Annotated in this window: 21 protein-coding genes; 7 read left to right on the top strand and 14 right to left on the bottom strand. The window is 65.5% G+C overall.

Annotated elements, in window-relative coordinates; genetic code table 11:
• The first annotated feature begins 643 nt into the window (after positions 1-643).
• Positions 644-955 carry a hypothetical protein gene (locus tag IB273_RS16605; RefSeq protein WP_081517156.1) on the top strand — a complete coding sequence of 104 codons (312 nt, stop codon included), beginning with the start codon at positions 644-646 and terminating at the stop codon, positions 953-955.
• 100 nt (positions 956-1,055) lie between these two features.
• Here the strand turns inward: IB273_RS16605 and holA are convergent, their stop codons facing one another.
• The 3 genes from holA to leuS all read right to left on the bottom strand — a co-directional run bounded on the left by holA (position 1,056) and on the right by leuS (position 5,446).
• Positions 1,056-2,093, bottom strand: a complete 1,038-nt coding sequence (gene holA / locus IB273_RS16610) for a DNA polymerase III subunit delta (protein ID WP_081517157.1) — start codon at positions 2,091-2,093, stop codon at positions 1,056-1,058.
• A gap of 36 nt (positions 2,094-2,129) precedes the next feature.
• Entirely contained in the window at positions 2,130-2,744 is a 615-nt protein-coding gene (gene lptE / locus IB273_RS16615; protein ID WP_081517158.1) for an LPS assembly lipoprotein LptE, read from the bottom strand.
• Positions 2,745-2,824: 80 nt separating this feature from the next.
• On the bottom strand, positions 2,825-5,446 hold the full coding sequence (gene leuS / locus IB273_RS16620) for a leucine--tRNA ligase (RefSeq protein ID WP_151189309.1): 2,622 nt from the start codon (positions 5,444-5,446) through the stop codon (positions 2,825-2,827).
• 236 nt (positions 5,447-5,682) lie between these two features.
• Here leuS and IB273_RS16625 point away from each other — a divergent pair, with 236 nt between their 5' ends.
• Positions 5,683-6,114, top strand: coding sequence for a hypothetical protein (locus IB273_RS16625; RefSeq protein WP_081517160.1), 432 nt, complete (start codon positions 5,683-5,685; stop codon positions 6,112-6,114).
• A gap of 46 nt (positions 6,115-6,160) precedes the next feature.
• On the top strand, positions 6,161-6,922 hold the full coding sequence (locus tag IB273_RS16630) for a YdcF family protein (protein ID WP_192211196.1): 762 nt from the start codon (positions 6,161-6,163) through the stop codon (positions 6,920-6,922).
• A 48-nt stretch (positions 6,923-6,970) separates the two neighbouring features.
• Here the strand turns inward: IB273_RS16630 and lnt are convergent, their stop codons facing one another.
• The 5 genes from lnt to miaB all read right to left on the bottom strand — a co-directional run bounded on the left by lnt (position 6,971) and on the right by miaB (position 12,507).
• A complete protein-coding gene (gene lnt, locus IB273_RS16635) occupies positions 6,971-8,503 on the bottom strand; it encodes an apolipoprotein N-acyltransferase (RefSeq protein ID WP_192224572.1) in 1,533 nt (510 codons plus the stop codon).
• Between the two features lie 224 nt (positions 8,504-8,727).
• Positions 8,728-9,567, bottom strand: coding sequence for an HlyC/CorC family transporter (locus tag IB273_RS16640; protein WP_081517163.1), 840 nt, complete (start codon positions 9,565-9,567; stop codon positions 8,728-8,730).
• Between the two features lie 21 nt (positions 9,568-9,588).
• Positions 9,589-10,050, bottom strand: a complete 462-nt coding sequence (gene ybeY, locus IB273_RS16645; protein WP_081517164.1) for an rRNA maturation RNase YbeY — start codon at positions 10,048-10,050, stop codon at positions 9,589-9,591.
• Positions 10,043-11,044, bottom strand: coding sequence for a PhoH family protein (locus IB273_RS16650; protein ID WP_081517165.1), 1,002 nt, complete (start codon positions 11,042-11,044; stop codon positions 10,043-10,045). Before IB273_RS16650 ends, ybeY begins: the two co-directional genes overlap by 8 nt.
• Positions 11,045-11,169: 125 nt before the next feature.
• Positions 11,170-12,507, bottom strand: a complete 1,338-nt coding sequence (gene miaB / locus IB273_RS16655; RefSeq protein ID WP_081517166.1) for a tRNA (N6-isopentenyl adenosine(37)-C2)-methylthiotransferase MiaB — start codon at positions 12,505-12,507, stop codon at positions 11,170-11,172.
• A 136-nt stretch (positions 12,508-12,643) separates the two neighbouring features.
• Between miaB and IB273_RS16660 the strand changes: the two genes are divergently transcribed.
• The gene (locus tag IB273_RS16660) at positions 12,644-12,976 is read left to right on the top strand and encodes a DUF1820 family protein (protein ID WP_138216935.1); all 333 of its coding nucleotides are present in this window, start codon (positions 12,644-12,646) and stop codon (positions 12,974-12,976) included.
• Positions 12,977-13,048: 72 nt separating this feature from the next.
• Here the strand turns inward: IB273_RS16660 and IB273_RS16665 are convergent, their stop codons facing one another.
• The 4 genes from IB273_RS16665 to IB273_RS16680 all read right to left on the bottom strand — a co-directional run bounded on the left by IB273_RS16665 (position 13,049) and on the right by IB273_RS16680 (position 16,592).
• Positions 13,049-13,591: a tetratricopeptide repeat protein gene (locus tag IB273_RS16665; protein WP_017521798.1), complete on the bottom strand. Its 543-nt coding sequence runs from the start codon at positions 13,589-13,591 to the stop codon at positions 13,049-13,051.
• Positions 13,592-13,820: 229 nt separating this feature from the next.
• The gene (gene hemL, locus IB273_RS16670; protein ID WP_081517168.1) at positions 13,821-15,107 is read right to left on the bottom strand and encodes a glutamate-1-semialdehyde 2,1-aminomutase; all 1,287 of its coding nucleotides are present in this window, start codon (positions 15,105-15,107) and stop codon (positions 13,821-13,823) included.
• Between the two features lie 41 nt (positions 15,108-15,148).
• Positions 15,149-15,778: a thiamine phosphate synthase gene (gene thiE, locus IB273_RS16675; RefSeq protein ID WP_192224573.1), complete on the bottom strand. Its 630-nt coding sequence runs from the start codon at positions 15,776-15,778 to the stop codon at positions 15,149-15,151.
• A 16-nt stretch (positions 15,779-15,794) separates the two neighbouring features.
• The gene (locus IB273_RS16680) at positions 15,795-16,592 is read right to left on the bottom strand and encodes a hydroxymethylpyrimidine/phosphomethylpyrimidine kinase (protein WP_192211191.1); all 798 of its coding nucleotides are present in this window, start codon (positions 16,590-16,592) and stop codon (positions 15,795-15,797) included.
• 208 nt (positions 16,593-16,800) lie between these two features.
• Between IB273_RS16680 and IB273_RS16685 the strand changes: the two genes are divergently transcribed.
• Positions 16,801-19,191, top strand: coding sequence for a hybrid sensor histidine kinase/response regulator (locus tag IB273_RS16685; RefSeq protein WP_192224574.1), 2,391 nt, complete (start codon positions 16,801-16,803; stop codon positions 19,189-19,191).
• 153 nt (positions 19,192-19,344) lie between these two features.
• On the opposite strand, the gene IB273_RS16690 is transcribed toward IB273_RS16685, so the two are convergent.
• Entirely contained in the window at positions 19,345-20,367 is a 1,023-nt protein-coding gene (locus IB273_RS16690; protein ID WP_081517172.1) for a branched-chain amino acid aminotransferase, read from the bottom strand.
• A gap of 372 nt (positions 20,368-20,739) precedes the next feature.
• Positions 20,740-21,555, bottom strand: a complete 816-nt coding sequence (locus tag IB273_RS16695; RefSeq protein ID WP_081517173.1) for an IclR family transcriptional regulator — start codon at positions 21,553-21,555, stop codon at positions 20,740-20,742.
• 141 nt (positions 21,556-21,696) lie between these two features.
• On the opposite strand from IB273_RS16695, the gene IB273_RS16700 reads away from it, so the two are divergent.
• Complete coding sequence (locus tag IB273_RS16700) at positions 21,697-22,083, top strand: Zn-ribbon domain-containing OB-fold protein (protein WP_151189317.1); 387 nt, start codon at positions 21,697-21,699, stop codon at positions 22,081-22,083.
• Positions 22,080-23,231 carry a thiolase gene (locus tag IB273_RS16705; RefSeq protein ID WP_081517175.1) on the top strand — a complete coding sequence of 384 codons (1,152 nt, stop codon included), beginning with the start codon at positions 22,080-22,082 and terminating at the stop codon, positions 23,229-23,231. Before IB273_RS16700 ends, IB273_RS16705 begins: the two co-directional genes overlap by 4 nt.
• Positions 23,232-23,299: the final 68 nt, after the last annotated feature.

Genomic DNA, 23,299 nt, shown 5'->3' on the forward strand with positions numbered 1-23,299 from the left:
GCGGCGGCGTTGGGGCGAGTAACGCGCAGTGTTGTCCGCCGAAGGCAAGACGGCGAATAACCCGTTCAGGGTTATTCGCGCCGGGATGCGCGGTGCCGAATGGCAGGAGCGCCCCATGGGCGCGATCACGGGCATGGCCCGCTCCTACAGGGGGATGCAGCCATTCAGAATGGTGGTTGGCTATTTCCTGAGAGGTGAACCGGGCCACGCTATGCGGCTAAACGTCCGGGTTTGAGCTGTCAGACCAGCGAATTCTCCTACGTTCTTTTAGCCTTGAGGGCCTACGTGCGTGCTCGCTAGATTCCACTTGCCACGGCCCAAAAAACCGTGGCCGGGTGTCGCAGCCCGTGTTGAGCTCGGTGCCACGTAAGGCCATAGCCCTAGTCATCGCGATCCTCGGCTCGCCATCACTAAGCGCATCTATGGCGGATCGTGCGGTGCAGGCTTACGCCTGGCCGGTTCTTGGCTCCCTGCTCCCGGTACTGCGACCTCCGCACGGTCCGCCTCCCTAATTCGCGTCGCAGCGAGTAGGGGGGCGGTTTTTCATCGAGCAGGGAGAATCGCAAGATGCACTATCCCTTTTTTACGCCCGTGCCCCGCCAGAGTCCTTCGTTTCCCGTCGTACTTCCCCCGGAGGTCCGCCATGACTGAGTTCCTGCCCGTCCCGCTGGAGTCCCGGCCCTATGAGGACGTGATGTTCATCAATGCCCTGGCTTCGATCGAGCAGTTACGCGACGCTGCGCTGCGCCGCCTGACGGCCGTGGAAGACCTGCTGAGCCTGCTGGAGGATGACTCCGACCCTGGCCTGATCCGCGCTACGTCGCGGCTGGCTTCGGCATTGTTGCCGCTGGTCAGCGAGGCGCGACAGCTCTACGAGTTGTCGCTGGACCGGCCGACTCAAGAGCGGGTAAGAGGACGCAATGTGCTTCAGGAAGTCGACACAGCGATCCGCTGAATGACGTAGGGCGCATAACGCGTCAGCGTTATCCGCCGGGAGATGGCCGGCGGATAACCTGTTCCAGGTTATGCGCCCTACAGTTTGGGGCTGTGAGAATTCAGGCCGAAGGCAGGCTGATGCGCTGCCCGGCGACCAGCAGAGCGAGGCGGGCGAGGCTGTTCCAGACGTTGCCGGGCGCCTGGCCCTTGATCTGTGCGTCGATCAACTGGGCGTCCTGCAGCATCTGGTTCCAGCGCTGCGCGGTGTGCCGCTGCAGGGCCTTGCTCATCAGCGGGCGGCGCTTGTCCCAGATGGGCGGTCGGCACTGACTGAAGGCCTTGTCCAGCGGTATGCCCTGGCTGAACTGCTGGGCAAGGCTGGCTAGCACGCGGACTTCCCGGGCCAGGGCCCAGAGAATCACCGGCGGCTCAACGCCTTCGCCGCGCAGGCCTTCGAGCATGCGCAGGCAGTGGGCGGCTTCGCCATTGAGGGCGGCATCGATCAGGCCGAAGACGTCGAAGCGCGCGCTGTCGGCCACGGCGGCCTGTACGGTGTCGGCGTCGATCTGCTGGCCATCGGCGAGCAGCTTGAGCTTTTCGATTTCCTGGGCGGCGGCCAGCAGGTTGCCTTCGACGCGCGCTGCGATCAGGTCCACCGCTTCCTGGCTGGCGGCAAGGCCGGCCTGGGACAGGCGCTGGCGAATCCACTGCGGCAGCTGGTGCACGTCGATAGGCCAGATCTGGATGAACTGGGCCGCATCGCCATCGATCAGGGCCTTGGCCCATTTGGTCTTCTGCGTGCTGCCGTCGAGCTTGGGCAGGCTGACCAGCAGGACGGTGTCTTCCGGTGGGCGCTGCAGGTATTCCTGGAGGATGGCCGCGCCCTTGTCGCCGGGCTTGCCGGAGGGCAGGCGCAGTTCGATCAGGCGCTTTTCGGCGAACAGCGAGAGGCTGGCGCCGGCTTCGAGCAGTTGGCCCCAGTCGAAGTTGGCTTCGGCGTTGAACACCTGACGTTCGCCGAAGTCACGCTGGCGGCAGGCGGTGCGGATGGCGTCGCAGGCCTCCTGGCAGAGCAACGGTTCGTCGCCGCTGACCACGTAGACGGGCGCGAGGTTGCCTTGCAGGTGCTTGGCGAGTTGTCCGGGATTGAGCTTCATAATGAGAAAGGGGCCGGTTGGCCGGCCCCTTGTCGCTTACTGCGCTTTCGGGAATTCGATCGGCGATTGCTGCGGCTGAGACTTGGCAGCCTCGTCCGCGGCCTTCATCGCGTCCGCTTCGGCCTTGGCCTTGGCTTCTGCCTTGGTCTGTAGCTCGTCGAGCTGGGCCGGAGTGATCAGCTGCAGGCGGGTGACCATCTGCTGGACCAGGTCGCGGCGCATTTCGGCGCGGATCTGCTGGGCTTCCTGGTCGGAGCCGATCAGGTTGTTCTCATCCTGCACATAGACCTTGCGGACCTGAACCTGGTTGGCGAGCAGCAGCAGGTTGTCGGTGCCACGGATCTCGTAGCTCAGGGTATTGGTCAGTTCGTTTTCCGCGCTGCGCGCCGAGCTGGTGTAGCTGACGCTGCGGCTGGTCACGTCTTCGCGGGCGAGGATCAGGTGGTACGGCGCACGCGAGACGACTTTCACGCCGCTACCTTCAAGCACCTGCTTGAGCTGCGTGACGGTGTCGCCATAGGCGTTGCGCGCGCTCACGTCGATTTCCTTGAGCGCAAAGTTCGTATCGCCCAGGCCACGCAGTTGGAAACCGCAGGCGCTCAGCACGCTGGCCAGGCCGATCAGCGCGAGGCTGGTCAGGATACGTTTCATCAAGCTTCCCTCACTCCTGTTGATCCGGTATGCCCGTGGCGAAGGTGCCACGGGCGAATGGGTCTTTTCCAGCGTTGCTTTTAGTTGGCGACGATATTGACCAGCTTGCCGGGCACCACGATGACCTTGCGGATGGTCAGGCCGTCGGTGAAGCGCAGCACGTTCTCGTTGGCGCGGGCGGCCGCTTCGACGTCCTCGCGGCTGGCGCTGGCGGGCATTTCGATGTGGCCGCGCAGCTTGCCGTTGACCTGTACCACCAGTTGCAGGCTGTCCTGCACCAGGGCGGCTTCGTCGACCTGCGGCCAGCTGGCGTCGATCACGGCGCCGTCCTTGCCCAGCTCCTGCCAGACCACGTGGCAGATGTGCGGGGTGATCGGGGCGAGCAGCAGGGTGACGGTTTCCAGGCCTTCCTGCAGCAGGGCGCGGTCGGCGGCGGATTCGGCCGGAGCCTTCTCCAGCACGTTCATCAGGGTCATCACGGCGGCGATGGCGGTGTTGAACTTGTGGTGCTGGCCTACGTCCTGGCTGGCCTGGCGGATGGCCAGGTGGATGGCGCGGTGAATGGCCTTCTGTGCGTCGTCCAGCGCGGATTTGTCCACGGCGCCGGCAGGGCCTGCGTTGACGTGGGCCTGGGCCAGACGCCAGACGCGGCGCAGGAAGCGGTTGGCGCCTTCGATGCCGGAGTCGGACCATTCGCAGCTCATGTCCGGCGGCGAGGCGAACATCATGAACAGGCGGCAGGTGTCGGCGCCGTAGGCATCGATCATGGCCTGCGGGTCCACGCCGTTGTTCTTGGACTTGGACATCTTCTCGGTGCCGCCGATTTCCACCGGCAGGCCGTCGGTCTTCAGGCGAGCGCCGATGACCTTGGCCTTGGCATCACGTTCGACTTCCACGTCCGCCGGGTTGAACCATTCCTTGCCACCGTTGGCGGCGACGCGGTAGTAGGTCTCGGCGACCACCATGCCCTGGGTCAGCAGGTTCTTGAACGGCTCGTCCGAGTCGATCAGGCCTTCGTCGCGCATCAGCTTGTGGAAGAAGCGCGCGTACAGCAGGTGGAGGATGGCGTGTTCGATACCGCCGATGTACTGGTCGACCGGCAGCCAGTAGTTGGCGGCCTTCTTGTCCAGCATGCCGTCTTCGAACTGCGGGCAGGCGTAGCGGGCGAAGTACCAGGACGACTCGACGAAGGTGTCCATGGTGTCGGTTTCGCGCTTGGCCGGCTGGCCGCATTTCGGGCAGCTGCACTCGTAGAACGACGGCAGTTTGGCCAGCGGCGAGCCGGCGCCGTCCGGCACCACGTCTTCGGGCAGGACGACCGGCAACTGGTCGGCCGGTACCGGCACGTCGCCACAGGTGTCGCAGTGGATGATCGGAATCGGGCAGCCCCAGTAGCGCTGGCGGCTGATGCCCCAGTCACGCAGGCGGAACTGGGTGCGCTGCTGGCCGAGGCTCTTGGCGGCGAGATCGGCGCCGATGGCGTCGAACGCGGCCTGATAGCCGAGGCCGTCGTACTTGCCGGAGTTGACGGTGATGACGCTCTCGTCCTTCAGGCCGTACCACTCTTTCCAGAGGGTCGATTCGAAGTCGTTGTCGGCACCGACCTGGGCGATCACTTGCTGGATCGGCAGGGCGTATTTGTTGGCGAACTCGAAATCGCGCTCGTCGTGACCCGGCACGGCCATCACGGCGCCTTCGCCGTAGGTCATCAGGACGTAGTTGGCGATCCACACCGGCAGCTTGTCGCCGGTTAGCGGGTGCTCGACGAAAAGGGAAGTGGCGACGCCTTTCTTCTCCTGGGTGGCGATGTCGGCTTCGGCGACGCCGCCGCGCTTGCACTCGTCGATGAACGCCTGCAGCGACGGATCGCGCTCGGCGGCCAGGGTGGCCAGCGGGTGCTCGGCGGCCACGGCGACGTAGGTGGCGCCCATCAGGGTGTCCGGACGGGTGGTGAAGACCTTCAGCTGGCCGGCTTCGCCGATGGAGGCCTGGTCATAGGGGAAGGCGATCTCCATGCCGCGGGACTTGCCGATCCAGTTGCGCTGCATGGTCTTGACCTGTTCCGGCCAGCCCGGCAGGTCGTCGAGGCTGGACAGCAGCTCTTCGGCGTAGGCGGTGATCTTGAAGTAGTACATCGGGATTTCGCGCTTCTCGATCAGCGCGCCCGAACGCCAGCCACGGCCATCGATGACCTGCTCGTTGGCCAGTACGGTCTGGTCCGCCGGGTCCCAGTTCACGGTACCGTTCTTGCGGTAGATCACGCCCTTCTCGAACAGGCGGGTGAACAGCCACTGTTCCCAGCGGTAGTAGTCCGGCTTGCAGGTGGTGACTTCGCGGGACCAGTCGATCGCCAGGCCCAGGCTGTTGAGCTGGGACTTCATGTAGGCGATGTTGTCGTAGGTCCAGGCCGCCGGGGCGACGTTGTTCTTCATCGCGGCGTTTTCCGCCGGCATGCCGAACGCGTCCCAGCCCATCGGCTGCAGGACGTTCTTGCCCTGCATGCGGTGGTAGCGGCTGATCACGTCACCGATGGTGTAGTTGCGCACGTGCCCCATGTGTAGCTTGCCGCTCGGATACGGGAACATCGACAGGCAGTAGAACTTCTCCTTGCCGGCGACTTCGTCGACGCGGAAAGAGTTGTGTTCGTTCCAGAAGTTCTGGGCCTGGGATTCGATCTCGAGAGGCTGATATTGCTCGTGCATGGCGCGATTTGAACCTGTACGGAAAAGAATTGTGCAGCCAGGAAGGTCGAGTGGCCCTTTCGCTGAACCGACCCCTGAGAAGACCCGGGCCGGGCGGCTACAGAAAGCCTCGTAGCATACATGACCCCCACTCGAGCCGGTAGCCCGCGCCGTTTGTCGCACGCTCGGTGTTGCACGGGGTGGGCCGCTAAGCTTTGCCTGAGGGCGGGAGGTTTCCGCCTGTCTTGAGGTGACTGATGGCTGAGCTGCATCGCGCAAGTGCTTCGGGTTCCGGTCTGTATGAACGGTTGTTGCAACGGCTCGCGCTGGCCCTGGATGAGGCCGACACCGCTGAGCGACTACGTGACGAATGCCCCGTGGAACTGGAGTTGCGCGGTTTGAGCAGTGCCGAGATGGAGTTGATCAGGGCTTATCTGGACCAGGATGTGAACTGGCTGCGCGGCTGGCATGCCGCGGCGGAGGAGCTCGCCATGCTGGAGCGTGCCCCGGCTCGGGCGCCGCGCCATGTGCGCCAACCCACACCGCCCAGCCGTCCACGCCTGGTGACGCGCCCGCAGCAGCTGCAATGCGCGCTGTGTGGCTCGCCTGTGGCCTGGAGCCGCAATCAGGGCGTGCTGCCCTGCACTTCCTGTGGCTCGCAGTTGTTCCGCAACGCGAAGGCACGCTGACATTTCCCCGATCCGTTAGGCTTGGCGCCTCGACAAGGAGTCGCCAATGCCTATCCGCTTCATCCTCAAACAGATTTTCATGCCGCCGGGATTGCTGCTGCTGTTGCTCTTCCTGGGCTTCGTGCTGCGCCGGCGCTATCCGCGCTTGTCGGTGTTCTGCTTCTTTTCCGGTTTCCTCGGTCTGCTGGTGATGAGCCTGCCGGTGACGGTGGAGTGGGGCGCACGCCAGCTGGAGCAGCAGGATGCGCTGAAACAGACAGAGTGGGCGGGGCTGGCGCAGCGCGCCGACGCCATCGTGGTGCTCGGCGCTGGTCGGGTGCGCGGGGATCGTGCCTGGGATGAGGACCAGCCGGGCCTGATGGCTCGCGAGCGCATTCGCTATGCCGCACGCCTGGCCAAGGCCAGCGGCCTGCCAGTGCTGACTTCCGGCGGCCTGCACTACGGCACGCCGCCCTCCGAGGCGCGGATCATGGCGCAGAGCCTGCGGGACGATTACGGCGTGCCGGTGCGCTGGGAGGAGGGGCGCAGCCGCACGACCTGGGAGAACGCCCGGTTCAGCGCCGAGATGCTGCGCGAGGCGGGTATCCAGCGAGTAGTGCTGGTGACCAGCGCCATTCACATGCCGCGCTCGATCTGGAGCTTCGAGAAGGCCGGGCTGGAAGTTCTGCCGGCGCCCTCGGGCTACATCGGTACGGACGACGCAGTGCCCATGGGCGGTTGGCTGCCGGAAGGGCGGGCGATCTGGCAGAGCGGGCAGTTGCTCAATGAGGCGATCGGGTTGGTCGGCTATCGGTTGTTCTACCGCTAGCCTCCGCCATGAAAAAGGGCCTCGCAATGAGGCCCTTGTTCGTTGGAATCAGCCGAATAGCCGGCGTTCTTCCGGGTGCGTACGGCGGCGTACCAGTGCCCACACCAGCAGCACAGCGCTGAGGATCGCCAGCGGCCAGACGCGCCACTGCAGGTACGGCGTCATGCCCTGCATCGGCACCACTTCGCCACGCAGCACGCCTTGCTGGAACTGCGGGATCTGCACCGCCAGCTTGCCGAACGGGTCGATCAGCGCGGTGACGCCGTTGTTGGTGCCGCGCACCATCCAGCGCCCGGCTTCCAGGGCGCGCATCTGCGCCATCTGCAGGTGCTGCAGCGGGCCGATGGAGGTGCCGAACCAGGCGTCGTTGCTGATGGTCAGCAGCAGCTGGCTCTGCGCTGCGAGTTCGGCGGCGAATTCCGGGTAGACCACTTCGTAGCAGATGTACGGCGCCACGGAGTAGCCCTTGGCCTTGAGCAGCGGCTGGTCGGCCGGACCGCGGGCGAAGTCGGACATGGGCAGGTCGAAGAAGCTGATCAGGCCGCGCAGCAGGTCCTGCAGCGGGACGTATTCACCGAAGGGCACAAGCTTCTGCTTGAGGTAGTTGCCGCTGCCTTCGCCGACCACGGTGATGCCGTTGTAGTAGCGAATGCCTTCGGTGGTCTTCTCGCGTACCGGTACGCCGGTGATGAGCGCGGCCTTCTTGGCGGTGGCGACGCCGTTGATCATCTCCAGGTAGCCGGTGGCCTGGTCCTTGAGCACCGGCACGGCGGTTTCCGGCCAGACGATCAGGTCGACGTCGTTCTGCTCGGCGGTCAGGTCGCGGTACAGCTCCAGCTGGTGGGTGATGGCCTTGGGGTCCCACTTCATTTCCTGGGCGATGTTGCCCTGCAGCGCGGCGACCTTCAGCGGTGCGCCGGCCGGAGTGGTCCAGGCGTGACCCTTGTAGCCCAGGCCCACGGCCCAGGGGGTGATCAGCAGGACCAGGCCGGTGACCAGGCGCGCCGGGCGCCGGGTCAGGGCCGGGAGGTTGATGATCAGCGCGCCGGTCAGGGCTATGCCGAAGGACACCAGCCAGACGCCGCCCAGCGGGGCGAGGCCGGCCAGCGGGCCGTCCAGCTGGCTGTAGCCGGCGTAGAGCCAGGGGAAGCCGGTGAGGAACCAGCTGCGGAACAGCTCCAGCACCACCCACAGCGCAGCGAAGGCCAGTGCGTCGCTGACCGGCGCATTGTTGCGACGGAAGAACTTCGCCCAGATCCACGCCGGCAGGGCAAAGAAGAAGGCCACGCCGGCACTGAAGCCGCCGACCAGGAAGCCCGCCAGTGGCCCGGACGCGCCGCCGAAGTTGTGGATGCTGAAGTAGATCCAGCTGGTGCCGGCGATGAAGGCGCCGAAGCCGTACCACCAGCCGCGCCAGAGCGCCGAACCCGCGGTGGTGCCGCGCAGGCCGAGGTAGAACAGGGCCAGCGAGAGCACTGCCAGCGGCCAGTAGCCGAACGGGGCCAGGGTCAGCGGCGTGAGCGCGCCGGCGGCCAGGGCGAGCAGGTGGCCTGGCAGGCCGGGGCGGGTGATCCAGCGCATCGGAAATCCTTGTTGCGGTTAAGCGATGCGCAAGAGTAATGGAGAGACGAACGGTAGGCTATGGGGATGAAAGCCAAAAGCCATGAGCTGACTGCGGCGGGATGTTGCAGGACGCGGAGGGTTTTTCTGTAGGAATTCAGTGAGGGGTGTTTCGCGCGCTCCTGTAGGAGCGGACTTTGTCCGCGATTGCGGGCATGGCCCGCTCCTACAGGGTGCGTGGTGGCTCAGTCCTGCAGCGGGGTGAGGCGCAGCAGGTGCAGCCGACGGCTGTCCGCGTTGAGCACGCGGAAGCGGAAGCCGCCCAGTTCGGTGGTTTCGTTGCGCTTGGGCAGGTGCCCGAAGGCGCTCATCACCACGCCGCCGACGGTGTCGAATTCCTCGTCGGAGAATTCCGCGCCGAAGAAATCGTTGAAGGCTTCCACCGGGGTCAGCGCCTTGACGATGAAGTCGCCGCTGGGCAGCGGCTTGATGTAGCTGTCTTCCTCGACGTCGTGCTCGTCCTCGATATCGCCGACGATCTGCTCCAGCACGTCCTCGATGGTCACCAGTCCCGCCACGCCGCCGTATTCGTCGATGACGATGGCCATGTGGTTGCGGTTGGCGCGGAATTCGCGCAGCAGCACGTTCAGGCGCTTGGACTCGGGCACGAAGGTGGCCGGGCGCAGCAGGTCCTTGATGTTGAAGGCGTGATTCTGGTCGTGGAGGACCAGCGGCAGCAGGTCCTTGGCCAGCAGGACGCCCATGATGTCGTCCAGGCTCTCGCCGATCACCGGGTAGCGCGAGTGCGCCGCTTCGATGATGGCCGGGAGGAAGTCGGCAGGCTTCTGCGTCGACTTGATGGAGATCATCTGCGAACGCGGGATCATGATGTCGCGGACCTGGAGGTCCGCCACCTGGATCGCGCCTTCGACGATCGACAACGCTTCGCTGTCCAGCAGCTTGTTGTCGTGGGCTTCGCGCAGCAGCTCAAGCAGCTCCTGGCGGTTTCTCGGCTCATGGGCAAAAGCCTGGGTGATCTTGTCCAACCACGACTTGTGCCCATTGCTCGATCGGTCTTCGCTCATCTTTTCCTTGCTCGGTGGCTTTTATTCTTCATCGGCCGCGTATGGGTCCGGGTGACCCAGTTCAGCCAGCAATTCGCGTTCCAGGCCTTCCATTTCCTCGGCTTCTTCATCTTCGATGTGATCGTAGCCGAGCAGGTGGAGGCAGCCATGGATGACGAGGTGGGCCCAGTGGGCCTCGGCGGACTTGCCCTGTTCGGCGGCCTCGCGGGTGACTACAGGGGCGCAGATCACCAGGTCGCCGAGCAGCGGGATGTCCAGCAACTCATCGGGAACATCGGCGGGGAAGGACAGTACGTTGGTGGCGTAGTCCTTGTGTCGCCAGGTCTTGTTCAGTTCGCGCCCTTCGGTTTCGTCCACCAGGCGGATGGTGAGTTCCGAATCATTCTGGCGTTGGCGCAGGGCCAGTTCGCACCAGTGACGGAACTGCGCTTCGCTCGGCAGGCCGGTCGCTTCGCAGGCGACCTGCAGGTCCAGTTCAAGCATGCTTGTTGCCCTGGCCTTCTACGCCGGTCAGGCGATTCTCGTAGGCGTCGTAGGCATCGACGATGCGCTGCACCAACGGGTGACGCACGACGTCCTTGGACTTGAAGTGGGTGAAGCTGATACCGGGGACGTCGCGCAGCACTTCCATCACGTGCTTCAGGCCCGAGCGCGTGCCTTTGGGCAGGTCGACCTGGGTAACGTCGCCAGTGATCACCGCGGTGGAGCCGAAGCCAATCCGGGTGAGGAACATCTTCATCTGTTCCATCGTGGTGTTCTGGCTTTCGTCGAGGATGATGAAGCTGTTGCTCAGCGTGCGGCCGCGCATATAGGCCAGCGGCGCGACCTCGATCACCTGGCGTTCGATCAGCTTGGCCACGGTCTCGAAGCCGAGCATCTCGTACAGCGCGTCATACAGCGGGCGCAGGTACGGGTCGATCTTCTGCGACAGGTCGCCGGGCAGGAAGCCGAGCTTCTCGCCGGCCTCGACTGCCGGGCGCACCAGCAGGATGCGGCGGATCTGCTCGCGTTCCAGGGCGTCCACGGCGCAGGCCACGGCAAGGTAGGTCTTGCCGGTGCCGGCCGGGCCGATGCCGAAGTTGATGTCGTGGTCAAGGATGGCCTTCACGTAGCGCTGCTGGTTCGCACCGCGCGGGCGGATATGCGCCTGGCGGGTCTTGAGCGTGACCAGCGGGGCGACGGGCTCGACGGAGAGCTCTTCCAGGCCGGACTCCTGCAGGAACAGGTGGACCATGTCAGGCGTCAGCTCGGTGCCGTTCTGCACTTCGCGGTAGAGGCGCTGCAGGAGGTTTTCGGCCGCTTGGGTGCGCTCGGGGTCACCGACCAGTTCGAACTGGTTGCCGCGGTTGCGGATCTCGATGCCGAGGCGCTTCTCGATCTGGTGCAGGTGTTCGTCGAACTGACCGCACAGGTTGGCGAAGCTGCGGGCCTCGAAGGGCTCGAGCATGAAACGATGGATATCCAGGGGGGCGTTCAAGGTGTTGTCTAAGTCGCCGTGCTTCAAAGGGAGATGGTCGAAGAATAACCCCACGCGACCGAGTACGAAAGTTCAGTCGCCAAGGGGGTAGTCAACGGTCGGTTGCCAGTGACGTGCTTCTACTGTCAGTGGCGTGCTTCCAGCAGGGTCGCGCGCAGGGAGTTGGGCAGCGCCTCGTAGATTTCCACGTCGACGAACTGGCCGATCAGGCGCGGATTGTCGCAGCGGAAGTTGACCACGCGGTTGTTCTCGGTGCGGCCCTGCAATTGGCCAGGGTCGCGCTTGGCGTAATCGGTGACGAGGATGCGCTGGATGGTGCCGACCATCCGTCGGCTGATCTCGAAACCCTGGTGATTGAGGCGGCTGTTGAGCGTCAGCAGGCGCTGCTTCTTCACCTCGTCCGGGGTGTCGTCGGCCAGGTCGGCGGCCGGGGTGCCCGGGCGCGAGCTGTAGATGAAGGAGAAGGAGTAATCGAAGCCGACGTCCTCCACCAGCTTCAGGGTCTGCTCGAAGTCTTTCTCGGTCTCGCCGGGGAAGCCGATGATGAAGTCCGAGCTGATGCAGATGTCCGGCACCGCGGCCTTCAGCTTGCGGATACGCGACTTGAATTCCAGTGCGGTGTGGTTGCGCTTCATCGCCGCGAGGATGCGGTCGGAGCCGGCCTGTACCGGCAGGTGGACGAACTTCACCAGTTGCGGCACTTCGGCGTGGGCGGCGATCAGCGAGTCGGAGAATTCCAGCGGGTGCGAGGTGGTGTAGCGGATGCGCTCGATGCCATCGACCTCGGCGACCACGCGGATCAGTTCGGCGAAGTCGGCGATGCGCCCGTCATGGGTCGGGCCGCGGTAGCCGTTGACGTTCTGGCCCAGCAGAGTGACTTCCTTCACGCCGTTCTCGGCCAGGTGGATCACCTCGGCCAGCACGTCGTCGAACGGGCGGCTGACTTCCTCGCCGCGGGTGTAGGGGACCACGCAGAAGGTGCAGTACTTGCTGCAGCCTTCCATCACCGAGACGAAGGCGGTGGGGCCGTCGACGCGTGGCTCGGGCAGGCGGTCGAACTTCTCGATTTCCGGGAAGGACACGTCCACCTGCGGTTTGCGGGTGGTGCGGGCGGCGTCGATCATTTCCGGCAGGCGGTGCAAAGTCTGCGGGCCGAACACTACGTCGACGTACGGCGCGCGCTCGCGGATCGCCGCGCCTTCCTGGCTGGCCACGCAGCCACCGACGCCGATCACCAGGTCGGGGTTCTGCTGCTTGAGGGTGCGCCAGGCGCCCAGCTCGGAGAACACCTTCTCCTGGGCCTTCTCGCGGATCGAGCAGGTATTGAGCAGGATGACGTCGGCTTCTTCGGCCTTTTCGGTGATTTCCAGGGCCTGGTGTTCACCCAGCAGGTCGGCCATGCGCGAGCTGTCGTACTCGTTCATCTGGCAACCGTGGGTCTGGATGAAAAGCTTCTTGGCCATGGAACCTGTCTTGTTCTGGTTAAAAAATGACCGCGCATTATAAGCCCCGGGGCAGGCATCTACCAGCGGCGGGCTTGAGGGGCGGCTGTCTGTGCTATGCTGCGTGCCCTTTTTGCAAAGCTGTCATCCTTCGTTCATGAGCAAGCGCGAGAACCCGATCTACAAGGTGGTCTTCCTCAACCAGGGCCAGGTGTACGAGATGTACGCCAAGCAGATCTACCAGAGCGATCTGTGGGGTTTCCTGGAGATCGAGGAGTTCGTCTTCGGCGAGCGCACCCAGGTGGTGGTAGACCCCAGCGAGGAGAAGCTCAAGGCGCAGTTCGACGGCGTCATCCGCAGCTTCGTGCCGCTGCACTCGATCATCCGCATCGACGAAGTGGAGCGCCTGGGCACCGCGAAGATCAGCGAGGCCAAGCCCAGCGGCAATGTGATGCCGTTCCCCATGCCGATGCCCGGCAAGGACAACTGACGCTCGGCTTATTTGCAGGAGCGCGCGATCGCGGGCATGGCCCGCTTTTGCAGGTATCTACCGTGGCGTGAATCAGGGCAGTGGCGAGAACGGCGAGTTGCCGGCGGTCTGCAGTTCGATCAGGTAGTTGCGGAAGATCTGTCCAAGCACCTTGGTGGCGATGTCCAGTTCGTCCTTGTTCATCTGCTCGGCGACCAGGTCGGCGCTGTCCATGGCGTCTTCGGCGCCGTTGACCGCGGCCATCTTCAGCACGATGTAGGCCTGCACGTTGTTGGCCTTCACGCCTTCGCCGCGGAAGAACATGGTGCCCAGGCGCAGCTGTGCGTCGGCGTGGCCTTGCAGCGAAGCCTTCTCGTACCAGTGCAGGGCGGCCTGGAAGTCGCGCGGGGCGCGCTCGCCGGTGTAGAAGAATTCCCCCAGTTCGAACTGGGCCTGTGCGTCGCCGGCGTTGGCGGCCTGCTGGCAGCTGGCCAGTGCCTGTTGCAGCTGTTCGGGCACGGTGTTCAGGGTGCAGCGTCCGGTGGCTGGAATCAGCAGCGAGTTGCCGCCCGCCTGAGTGAACAGGGGCAGTGCGAGCAACAGGCAACCCAGCAGGGTGCGACCGGAACGGTACATGGGGAGAAACGGCCTCCAGGATCGGGGCGGGTAAAACCCGGCCAGCGAAATGCGCCAGCCTTCACATTATGAAATAAGCAGGCGCTTCCTTACAAAGTCTTTACCTTCTTTTCTGTTTTTTTGCTGGAAACGGCTGTGACGGCGGGGTGAGTGTAACGCCGGAATAAAGCGCTGAAAGCATCGTGGCAGAGCGGAAGGCGCCCGGACGGGCGCCTTCGCGTGGGGCGGCTTACTTGAGTGCGGCGAAAGCGCGCTCGGCGGCGTCCAGGGTCAGTTTCAGCTCGGTTTCGCCGTGGGCGATGGAGGTGAAGCCGGCCTCGAAGGCGCTCGGAGCCAGGTAGATGCCGGCGTCCAGCATCAGGTGGAAGAAGCGCTTGAAGCGTTCCGCATCGCTGGTCATCACGTCGTCGAAGGTGACGATATCATCGGCGCCGGTGAAGTACAGGCCAAACATCGCGGCACCCGCCTGGGTGGTCACGAAGGGAATGCCGGCGGCGTCGGCGCGCTCCTGCAGGCCTTGCAGCATGCGGGTGGTGTAGGTGGTCAGCTCGTCGTGGAAGCCGGGGCGGCTGATCAGGCGCAGGGTGGTCAGGCCGGCGGCCATGGCCAGCGGGTTACCCGACAGGGTGCCGGCCTGGTAGACCGGGCCGAGCGGGGAAATCTGCTCCATGATCTGCCGCTTGCCGCCGAAGGCGCCCACCGGCATGCCGCCTCCGATGATCTTGCCGAAGGTCGACAGGTCCGGGGTGATGCCGTAGTGCGCCTGGGCGCCGCCCAGGGCTACGCGGAAGCCGGTCATCACTTCGTCGAAGATCAGTACCACGCCATGCTTGTCGCACAGGCTGCGCAGGCCTTCGAGGAAGCCCGGGGCCGGCGGCACGCAGTTCATGTTGCCGGCGACCGGCTCGACGATGATGCAGGCCACGTCCTTGCCGACTTCGGCCAGGGTCTTCTCGACGGCTGCGATGTCGTTGTAGGGCAGGGTCAGGGTGTGCTTGGCGAAGGCCGCCGGCACGCCGGGGGAGTTCGGCACGCCGAAGGTCAGGGCGCCGGAACCGGCTTTCACCAGCAGGCTGTCGGAGTGGCCGTGGTAGCAGCCCTCGAACTTGATGATGCTGTCACGGCCGGTGTAGCCGCGGGCCAGGCGGATGGCGCTCATGGTGGCTTCGGTGCCGGAGCTGACCATGCGCACCATGTCCATGGACGGCACCAGGGAGCAGACCAGGTCGGCCATTTCCACTTCCAGCGCGGTCGGCGCGCCGTAGGACAGGCCGTGATCGAGCTGCTTGCGCACGGCGTCGAGGACGTCCGGATGGCTGTGGCCGAGGATCATCGGGCCCCAGGAGCCGACGTAGTCGACGTAGCGCTTGTCATCCTCGTCCACCACGTAGGCGCCTTCCGCGTGCTTGAAGAACAGCGGGGTGCCGCCGACGCTCTTGAACGCGCGCACCGGCGAGTTCACGCCTCCGGGGATGTGTTTCTGGGCATTGGCGAAAAGCGTTTCGGAACGGGACATGGTGTACCTCGCGAAGCTGTGAAGGGCTGGGCGCGTGGCGCTCAGCGGGTTTCGAAGAGTTGGCTGAAGGCGCGGGCGCGCTGTTCGACTTCGGCCGGGGTGTCGGCGGCGAACAGGGCGTGGATCACGGCGATCATGTCGGCGCCGCGGGCGATCAGCTCGGGCGCGTTGTCGAGGGTTACGCCGCCAATGGCCACCAGCGGCACGTTGAAGCGGGCCTTGGCCTGCTCCAGCAGTTCGACGCTGGCGGCGGACGCGCCGGGTTTGGTCTGGGAGGCGAAGAAGCGGCCGAAGGCGACGTAGCTGGCGCCCTCGGCAATGGCCTTCTCGGCCATCTCGAGGCTGGCGTGGCAGGTGCCGCCGATGACCGCGTCGCGGCCGAGCAGGGCGCGGGCGGCGGCCAGCGAGCCGTCGGTCTGCCCCAGGTGCACGCTGACGCCCAGGCGCGCGGCCAGTTCGGCGTCATCGTTGATCAGCAGCGTGGCGCCGTAGCGCGCGCAGAGGTCGCGCAGGGTCTCGGCTTCGCGCAGGCGGCGCGAGGCGTCGTCGGACTTGTCGCGGTACTGCAGCAGTCTGGCGCCGCCCTTCAGGGCGGCTTCGACGTAGGGCAGCAGGCGGCCGCCGTCGAGCAGCTGGCTGTCGGTGATGGCGTAGAGTCCGCGCAGTTTCATCAAGGCCTCGATCAGATCAGTTGCAGAAGTCCAGTGGCAGGCGGCGCGGCACGTACTGGCCGTGGCCGGGCGCTTCCGCGTCGCGCAAGGTGCGCCAGGTGTAGTCCAGGGCGCTGCGCACCGCGCTCACCAGTTCCTCGCCCAGGGCCAGGCGGCCGGCGAGGGTGCTCGCCAGGGTGCAGCCCGAGCCGTGGTAGCTGCCAGGCAGGCGCTGGCAGGTGAAGGTGTGGCGCTGGCCGTCGCGGGTGTACAGGCGATTGTGCACCTCGGACTCGTCGCCATGGCCGCCGGTGATCAGCAGGGTCTGGATATAAGGCAGCAGCTTGTCGGCGCACTCGTCCGCGGTGCCCTCGGGCAGTTCGGCGAGGATGCGCGCCTCGGGCAGGTTCGGGGTAGCCACTGCGGCAATCGGCAGCAGGCGTTCGCGCATGGCGTAGCCGACGTCGTCCTTGCCCAGCGAGCCGCCGCCACCGGCGCGCAGCACCGGGTCGCAGACCAGCGGGATGCCCGGCAGGGACTGCATGATCTCCACGACCGTGTCGACCATCTGCACCGAGCCGAGCATGCCCAGCTTGACCGCAGCCACCGGCAGATCGGCGATCACGGCGTTGGCCTGGGCCAGCACCCACTCGCGGTCGAGCACGCGGAAGTCGGAAACGTTGACGGTATCCTGAACGGTCAGCGCGGTGACGGTCGGCGCCGCGTGGCAGCCTTGGGCGATCAGGGCTTCGATATCGGCCTGCAGGCCGGCGCCGCCACTGGGGTCGTGGCCGGACAGGCAGAGCACTACGGGACGGGAGGCAGGTGTTTTCATGGCGCGGGAGCTTATCACCAAATCGCCGCGCTGAGCTGACCGAACGGTCCAATGCGCATCGCCTGGCCGCGCCCTGCCCGGATGGTCGAATGCCACGGGCCACAAGGCCTGTGCTAGAGTTCGCCGATTCCAACACAACGCCTCCACGGCGCGCCAATGCAGGGGATGGGGATCTCCGGCGCAGCTGTCGGCGGCACTGCGGGGCACCATGCGGCACTGGCTGATCTTCCTGATCCTTCTCATCCTCTCGCCAGTGGCGAGCGCCATCAGCTTCGACGAGCACGTCGGACAACTGCCCCTGGGGCGGGCGATGGATGTCTTCGAGGATGTGCGCGGCACGGCCGATATCGCCGAGATCAGCTCGCCAGCGCTGGCCGCCAGCTTCCGCCACCATGAGCGCGACGTGCTCAATGCCGGCTACTCGCGCTCGGTGTTCTGGCTGCGCCTGGACCTGGACTACCAGCCCAGGGCCTCGCGCGACCCGGCCAACTGGCTGCTGGAGCTGGCCTACCCGCCGCTGGACAAGCTCGACCTTTACCTGCCCGACGGCCAGGGAGGCTTCAAGCTGGCCCAGCGCACCGGCGACACCCTGCCGTTCGACAGCCGGCCGATCCGCCAGAACAACTACCTGTTCGACCTCAAGCTGGAGCCGGGCAAGCCGTTGCGCGTCTACCTGCGCCTGGAAAGCCAGGGCTCGATCCAGGCGCCGCTGACGCTCTGGTCGTCCAAGGCCTATCTGGAAGAGCAGCCGGGGCGCATCTATGTGCTGGGCATCATCTATGGCGTGTTGCTGGTGATGCTGATCTACAACCTGTTCATCTTCCTCAGCGTGCGCGACACCAGCTACCTCTATTACATCCTTTATATAGCCTCGTTCGGCTTCTACCAGATATCGGTCAACGGCGCGGGTATCGAGTACTTCTGGCCGAACAACCCCTGGTGGGCCAACGCCGCCACGCCCTTCCTGATCGGTTCGGCCGGCCTGTTCGGCTGCCAGTTCGCCCGCAGCTTCCTGCATACCCGCGAGCACAGCCTGTGGATCGACCGCATCCTGCGCGTGCTGATGGGGGTTGGCGCGCTGGTGATGGTGCTGGCGCTGACGGTCAGCTACGCCATCGCCCTGCGGCTGGCCACCTACCTGGCGCTGGCCTTCACCGTGGTGATCTTCACTGCCGGCATCGTCGCCTGGCTGCGCGGCATGCGCGTGGCGCGCTACTTCATCTTCGCCTGGAGCGCCTTTCTGCTCGGCGGAGTCATCAACACGCTGATGGTGCTGGGCTTGCTGCCCAACATCTTCCTGACCATGTACGCCAGCCAGATCGGTTCGGCGCTGGAGGTCGGCCTGCTGTCCCTGGCGCTGGCGGACCGCATCAATGCCATGAAGGAGGAGCGCACGCGCATCCTCCAGGAAACCAGCCGCAAGCTGGAGCAGCTGAACCTGGAGCTGGCCAGCAGCAACCGCCTGAAGGACGAATTCCTCGCTACCGTCACCCATGAACTGCGCACGCCCATGAGCGGGGTGATCGGTTCGCTGGAGCTGATGCAGACGGTGCCCATGGACATCGAGTTGGCGCAGTACCACAAGACTGCCACCGGCTCGGCGCGCGACATGATGCGCATGGTCAACGACATCCTCGCGCTGATCGAGCTGCAGGCCGGCAAGCTCTACCCGCGCCGCGAGCCGTTCAGCCTGCGCGGCCTGTGCGACGGCCTGCGCGCGCAGTACGCGCCTCGCGCCGAGGAGCGCGGGCTGCGCTTCGTCCTGCAACTGGACGAGAGCCTGCCCGACACCCTCGAGGGCGATGCCGGCAAGCTGACCCAGGCGCTGGGCTACCTGATCGACAACGCCATCAAGTTCACCCATCAGGGCGGCGTACACCTGCGGGTTGCCGGTGTGCCTAACAGCGAAGGGCTGGCGCTGCGCATCGAGGTGCAGGACAGCGGCATCGGTTTCTCCACCCCGCCGGATGGCGCGCTGTACCAACGCTTCTTCCAGCTCGACGGGTCGCTGACCCGCGAGTACGGCGGCCTCGGTATTGGGCTGGCGCTGACCCGCAAGCTGGTCGCGTTGCTGGGCGGTACGCTGAGCCACGAATCCATGCCGGGGCAGGGCAGCCGCTTTGCCCTGGAGCTGCAGGTCGGCCAGCCGGTGCAGGGCATCGCCCCGCCGCCGCGTCGCGCGGGCGGCCAGGTGCTGCGCAGCCCCGACCAGTGCACCGTGCTGGTGGTGGAGGACAACGCCATCAACCAGCTGGTGATCCGCGGCATGCTGCTCAAGCTCGGCTACCGCGTGCGCACGGCTGACAACGGCGCCGAGGCCATCGAGCTGCTGCGCCGGGAAGCCATCGACACCGTGTTGCTGGATTGCCAGATGCCGGTGATGGACGGCTTCGCCACCTGCCGGGCGATCCGCACGCTGCCGCGTTGCGCCGACCTGCCGGTGCTGGCGATCACCGCCCACAGCCACAGTGGCGATCGCGAGCGCTGCCTGGCTGCGGGGATGAGCGACTACATGGCCAAGCCGGTGAAGTTCGAGGAGCTGCAGGCGCTGCTCCATGACTGGCTGCTGTGTCAGCCGGCGCTGCCCAGCCCTGCCTGACGGAAAGGTCGGCGTCCCCTGTGGGAGCGGGCCATGCCCGTGATCGCGCGCATGGCGCGCTCCTACAGGTTCAGGCCGGCGACCTCGGCCCTAAGAAAAACGCCGCGCTACCTTCCGGTAGCGCGGCGTTCGTTCTTAAGCTGGCTGTCAGGCTCAGTCGACCTTGACCACCCAGCCTTCCGGGCCTTCCACGTCACCCTTCTGGATGCCGGTCAGTTCCTCGTAAAGGCGGCGGGTCACCGGGCCGACGTCTTCGCGGCTGAAGAATACGTGCAGGTTGTCCTTGTACTGGATGCCGCCGATCGGGGTGATCACCGCTGCGGTACCGCAGGCGCCGGCTTCCTTGAAGCGGGCCAGGTCGTCGATCTGCACGTCGCCTTCGACCACTTTCAGGCCCAGGCGCTGTTCGGCCAGCTGCATCAGCGACAGGCGGGTGATGCCCGGCAGCACCGAGCTGGAGCGCGGGGTGACGAACTCGTTGTCATGGGTGATGGCGAAGAAGTTGGCCGAGCCCACTTCCTCGATGCGGCTGTGGGTGGCCGGGTCGAGGTAGATGCAGTCGGCGAAGCCTTCTTTCTTGGCCTGGGCGCCCGGCATCAGGCTGGCGGCGTAGTTGCCACCGACCTTGGCGGCGCCGGTGCCGTTGGGGGCGGCGCGGTCGTAGGTGGAAATCACGAAGTCATGGGGCTTCATGCCGCCCTTGAAGTAGGCGCCGACCGGGATGCAGAACACCGAGAAGATGAATTCCGGAGCCGGGCGCACGCCGATGTTGTCGCCCACGCCAATCACGAACGGGCGCAGGTACAGCGCGCCGCCCGAGCCGTACGGGGGGATGAAGCGCTCGTTGGCGCGCACGACCTGCTTGCAGGCCTCGATGAACTGCTCTTCGGACACTTGCGGCATCAGTACGCGGGCGCAGCTGCGGGCCATGCGCGCGGCGTTCTGGTCCGGGCGGAACAGGTTGATCGAGCCGTCCTTGCAGCGGTAGGCCTTGAGGCCTTCGAAGCACTGCTGGCCATAGTGCAGGGCGGAGGAGCCCTCGCTGATGTGCAGGGTGTTGTCTTCGGTCAGCTTGCCGTCGTCCCACAGACCATCGCGCCAGTGGGAGATGTAGCGGAAGTCGGTCTTGATGTAATCGAATCCGAGCGTGCCCCAATCGATGTCTTTCTGTTCCATGGTTGCCTCATTCAATGGGATTACCTGCGGCTGCCGCGAGCCATTCAAGGCAGGCGAGCATCCGGGCAGAAGGTTTGGCGGGCTCTGGCGGCGGGCTGCCTGAATCGCAAGGGATTCAGGCGTGCGGCGGGAACGGTGTTCTCCGCGGGATGGTCACCGCCAGGACTCCATCAAGACTTGCCATGATACCGGCGATAGTCGCGGCTGTGGGCCCCTGGCGGCGAATATCGCTGCCATCAGTCGCATCGGGAATGCTGCGACGCGGGCGCCGGCGCGCGGGGTTCCGCTGTGCGGTTTCGCGCCGGTGCCGTTGTTCTTGTCGAAATCATCCATTCACATGAATGTCATTTCATATGATGAATGGTGTTCGGGCTATTCCGCTGGGCTGATGGCGCTTTGCGGGAACAGTGAGCGGCTGATGAAACAGGCCGTCTCGTGCAGGCTGGCGCCGATCTGCTCGAGCTTCTCGCGGTCGTGCTGGGCACTGATGCCGATGCCGGAAATGATGAAGCGTGGCTGGCGATCGTGGTCGATGATCGCGCTGGCGACCATGCTGACGCCGCGATACAGGTGGTCCTGGTCGATGGCCCAGCCGCGCTCCAGCGTGGCGGCGGCGTCGCGGCGGTACTCATCGAAATTCGGTGGGTTCTCCCAGCGCACGCGGGTCAGGCGGCGTCGCAGTTCATCCTCGGGGAGGTTGCGCAGCCCGGCGATGCAGCGTCCGGCGGCGCCTACCAGCTCCGGCAGGCGCGAGCCCACGGCGACGTTGACGTGCGCCACGGTTGGCGCGGACACGGCGATCACGCGGATGTGCGCATCGTCGGTGACCTGCCACAAGGTGATCAGGATGTGGTGGCTGGTGCTCAGGCGCTCCAGTTCCGGCTGGATCAGGTCGGCGTAGCTGCGACCGATGAAGCTCACTGCCAGCTCCGACAGGCCCAGGCCCAGGCGATAGGTCTTGGTCTCGTTGTCGAACGAGGTCAACTGCTCGTTGCTCAGCGTGCGCAGGATATTGAAGGTGGTGCTCGGGCTGATACCGGTGGCGCGGGCGATGGCGGTCGCGCCCTCGGGGCCTTCGGCATTGGCCAGGTGGCGCAGGATCTGGATGGCATTCACCACGGCGCCGACATCCTTGGCGCCGCCAGTGCGTTTGCTGCTGGCTTCTTCGACGGTTTTTTCAGTGGTCATATTCTGTATTCTGATTGACATTCAGTATTGTGAATGTATTCTGACCCTGCGACGCCTGCAACGGCTTCCGTGAAGCTGGCTTGGCATGGGCGGTAACGCACTTTGCAACAAAGGCAGAACAAGAACAAAGGAGAAACCTCAATGGTGGATTTCCCCGACCGCAACATGCCAGGGCCAGAGGCGCAGTACCTCGCCTTCCTCGCCCAGGGTCGCTTCATGTTGCAGCGCAGCGCCTCCACCGGCCGGCACGTGTTCTACCCGCGCACCCAGGTGCCCGGCAGCGGCGAAACGGACCTGGAATGGGTTCCCGCCAGTGGCCTGGGCACCCTTTATGCCCTGACCGTCAACCGCGCCCGCAGCGGTGACTACAACGTCGCCCTGGTCGACCTCGATGAAGGCGTGCGCATGATGTCCCGCATCGAAGGTCACCTCAGCCTGCCCATCGGCACCCGCCTCAAGGCGCGCATCGCCCAGCAGGACAGCGGCCCCGCCGTCGTCTTCGAGCCCCTGACGGAGGCAAAGTCATGAGCCAGGTCCTGCGCGGCAAGACCGCCATCGTCGGCATCGGCAGCGCCGGTATCGGCGAAGCCCACGGCTACAGCGCCATGGAGCTGCTTGGCCAGGCCTCGATGAAGGCCATCGCCGATGCGGGGCTTGCGCTCTCGGACATCGACGCGGTGTTCTCGGCCACCAGCTCCCACGCCTTCCCGACGCTCTCGGTCTGCGAGTACCTCGGCATCAAGCCGAAATTCGTCGACGGCACCAACGTCGGTGGCTCCAGCTTCGAGCTGCACCTGCTGCAGGCGACCCTGGCCCTGGAAGCCGGCCTGTGTGACGCGGCGCTCATCTGCTACGGCTCCAACCAGCGCACTGCCGGCGGCAAGCTGGTGTCAATGAGCGAGCCGCAGTGGCACGAGACGCCCTACCAGCCGCGTCACCCGATCACCGCGTACGCCCTGGCCGCCAGCCGCCACATGCATCAATACGGCACCACCCGCGAGCACCTGGCCGAAGTGGCCGTGGCAGCGCGCGGTTGGGCCAACCTCAACCCCGAGGCCTTTGCCCGTGGCCCGCTGAGCATCGATGAGGTGCTCGCCGCACGGATGGTCAGCGACCCGCTGAGCAAGGCCGACTGCTGCCTGGTCACCGATGGAGGCGGCGCCTGCGTGATGGTGCGTGCCGACCGCGCGCGCGACCTGCCCAAAGCGCCGATCTACTTCCTCGGCGCCGCCGGCGCGCAGTGGCACCGCTCCATCGTCGCCATGCCCGACCTCACCGTCACCGCCGCTTCCGAGAGCGGCCCGCGAGCCATGCAGATGGCCGGGGTAAAGCACTCGGACATCGATCTGGTGATGGTCTACGACGCCTTCACCATCAATACGATCCTGTTCCTCGAGGACCTCGGCTTCTGCCCGAAGGGCGAGGGTGGCCGCTTCGTCCAGGGCGGGCGCATCGCTCCTGGCGGCGAACTGGCGGTGAACACCAACGGCGGCGGGCTGTCCTGTGTGCATCCGGGCATGTACGGCATGTTCCTGATCATCGAGGCGGTCACCCAGCTGCGTCGCCAGGCCGGTGAACGCCAGCTGAAGAAGGCCGACGTGGCGCTGCTGCACGGCAACGGCGGCACCTTGTCCAGCCAGGTGACGGCACTGCTCGGCACCCAAGCGGTGCTCTGAAAGCCCGTGCTCTGAAATTCAGGGCTCTGAAACACAGGGCCGACGCTCCCGGTGGCTGCTACCCGCAG

Origin of the sequence: Pseudomonas sp. PDM19, assembly GCF_014852215.1 — a bacterium.
Classification (GTDB): Bacteria; Pseudomonadota; Gammaproteobacteria; order Pseudomonadales; family Pseudomonadaceae; genus Pseudomonas.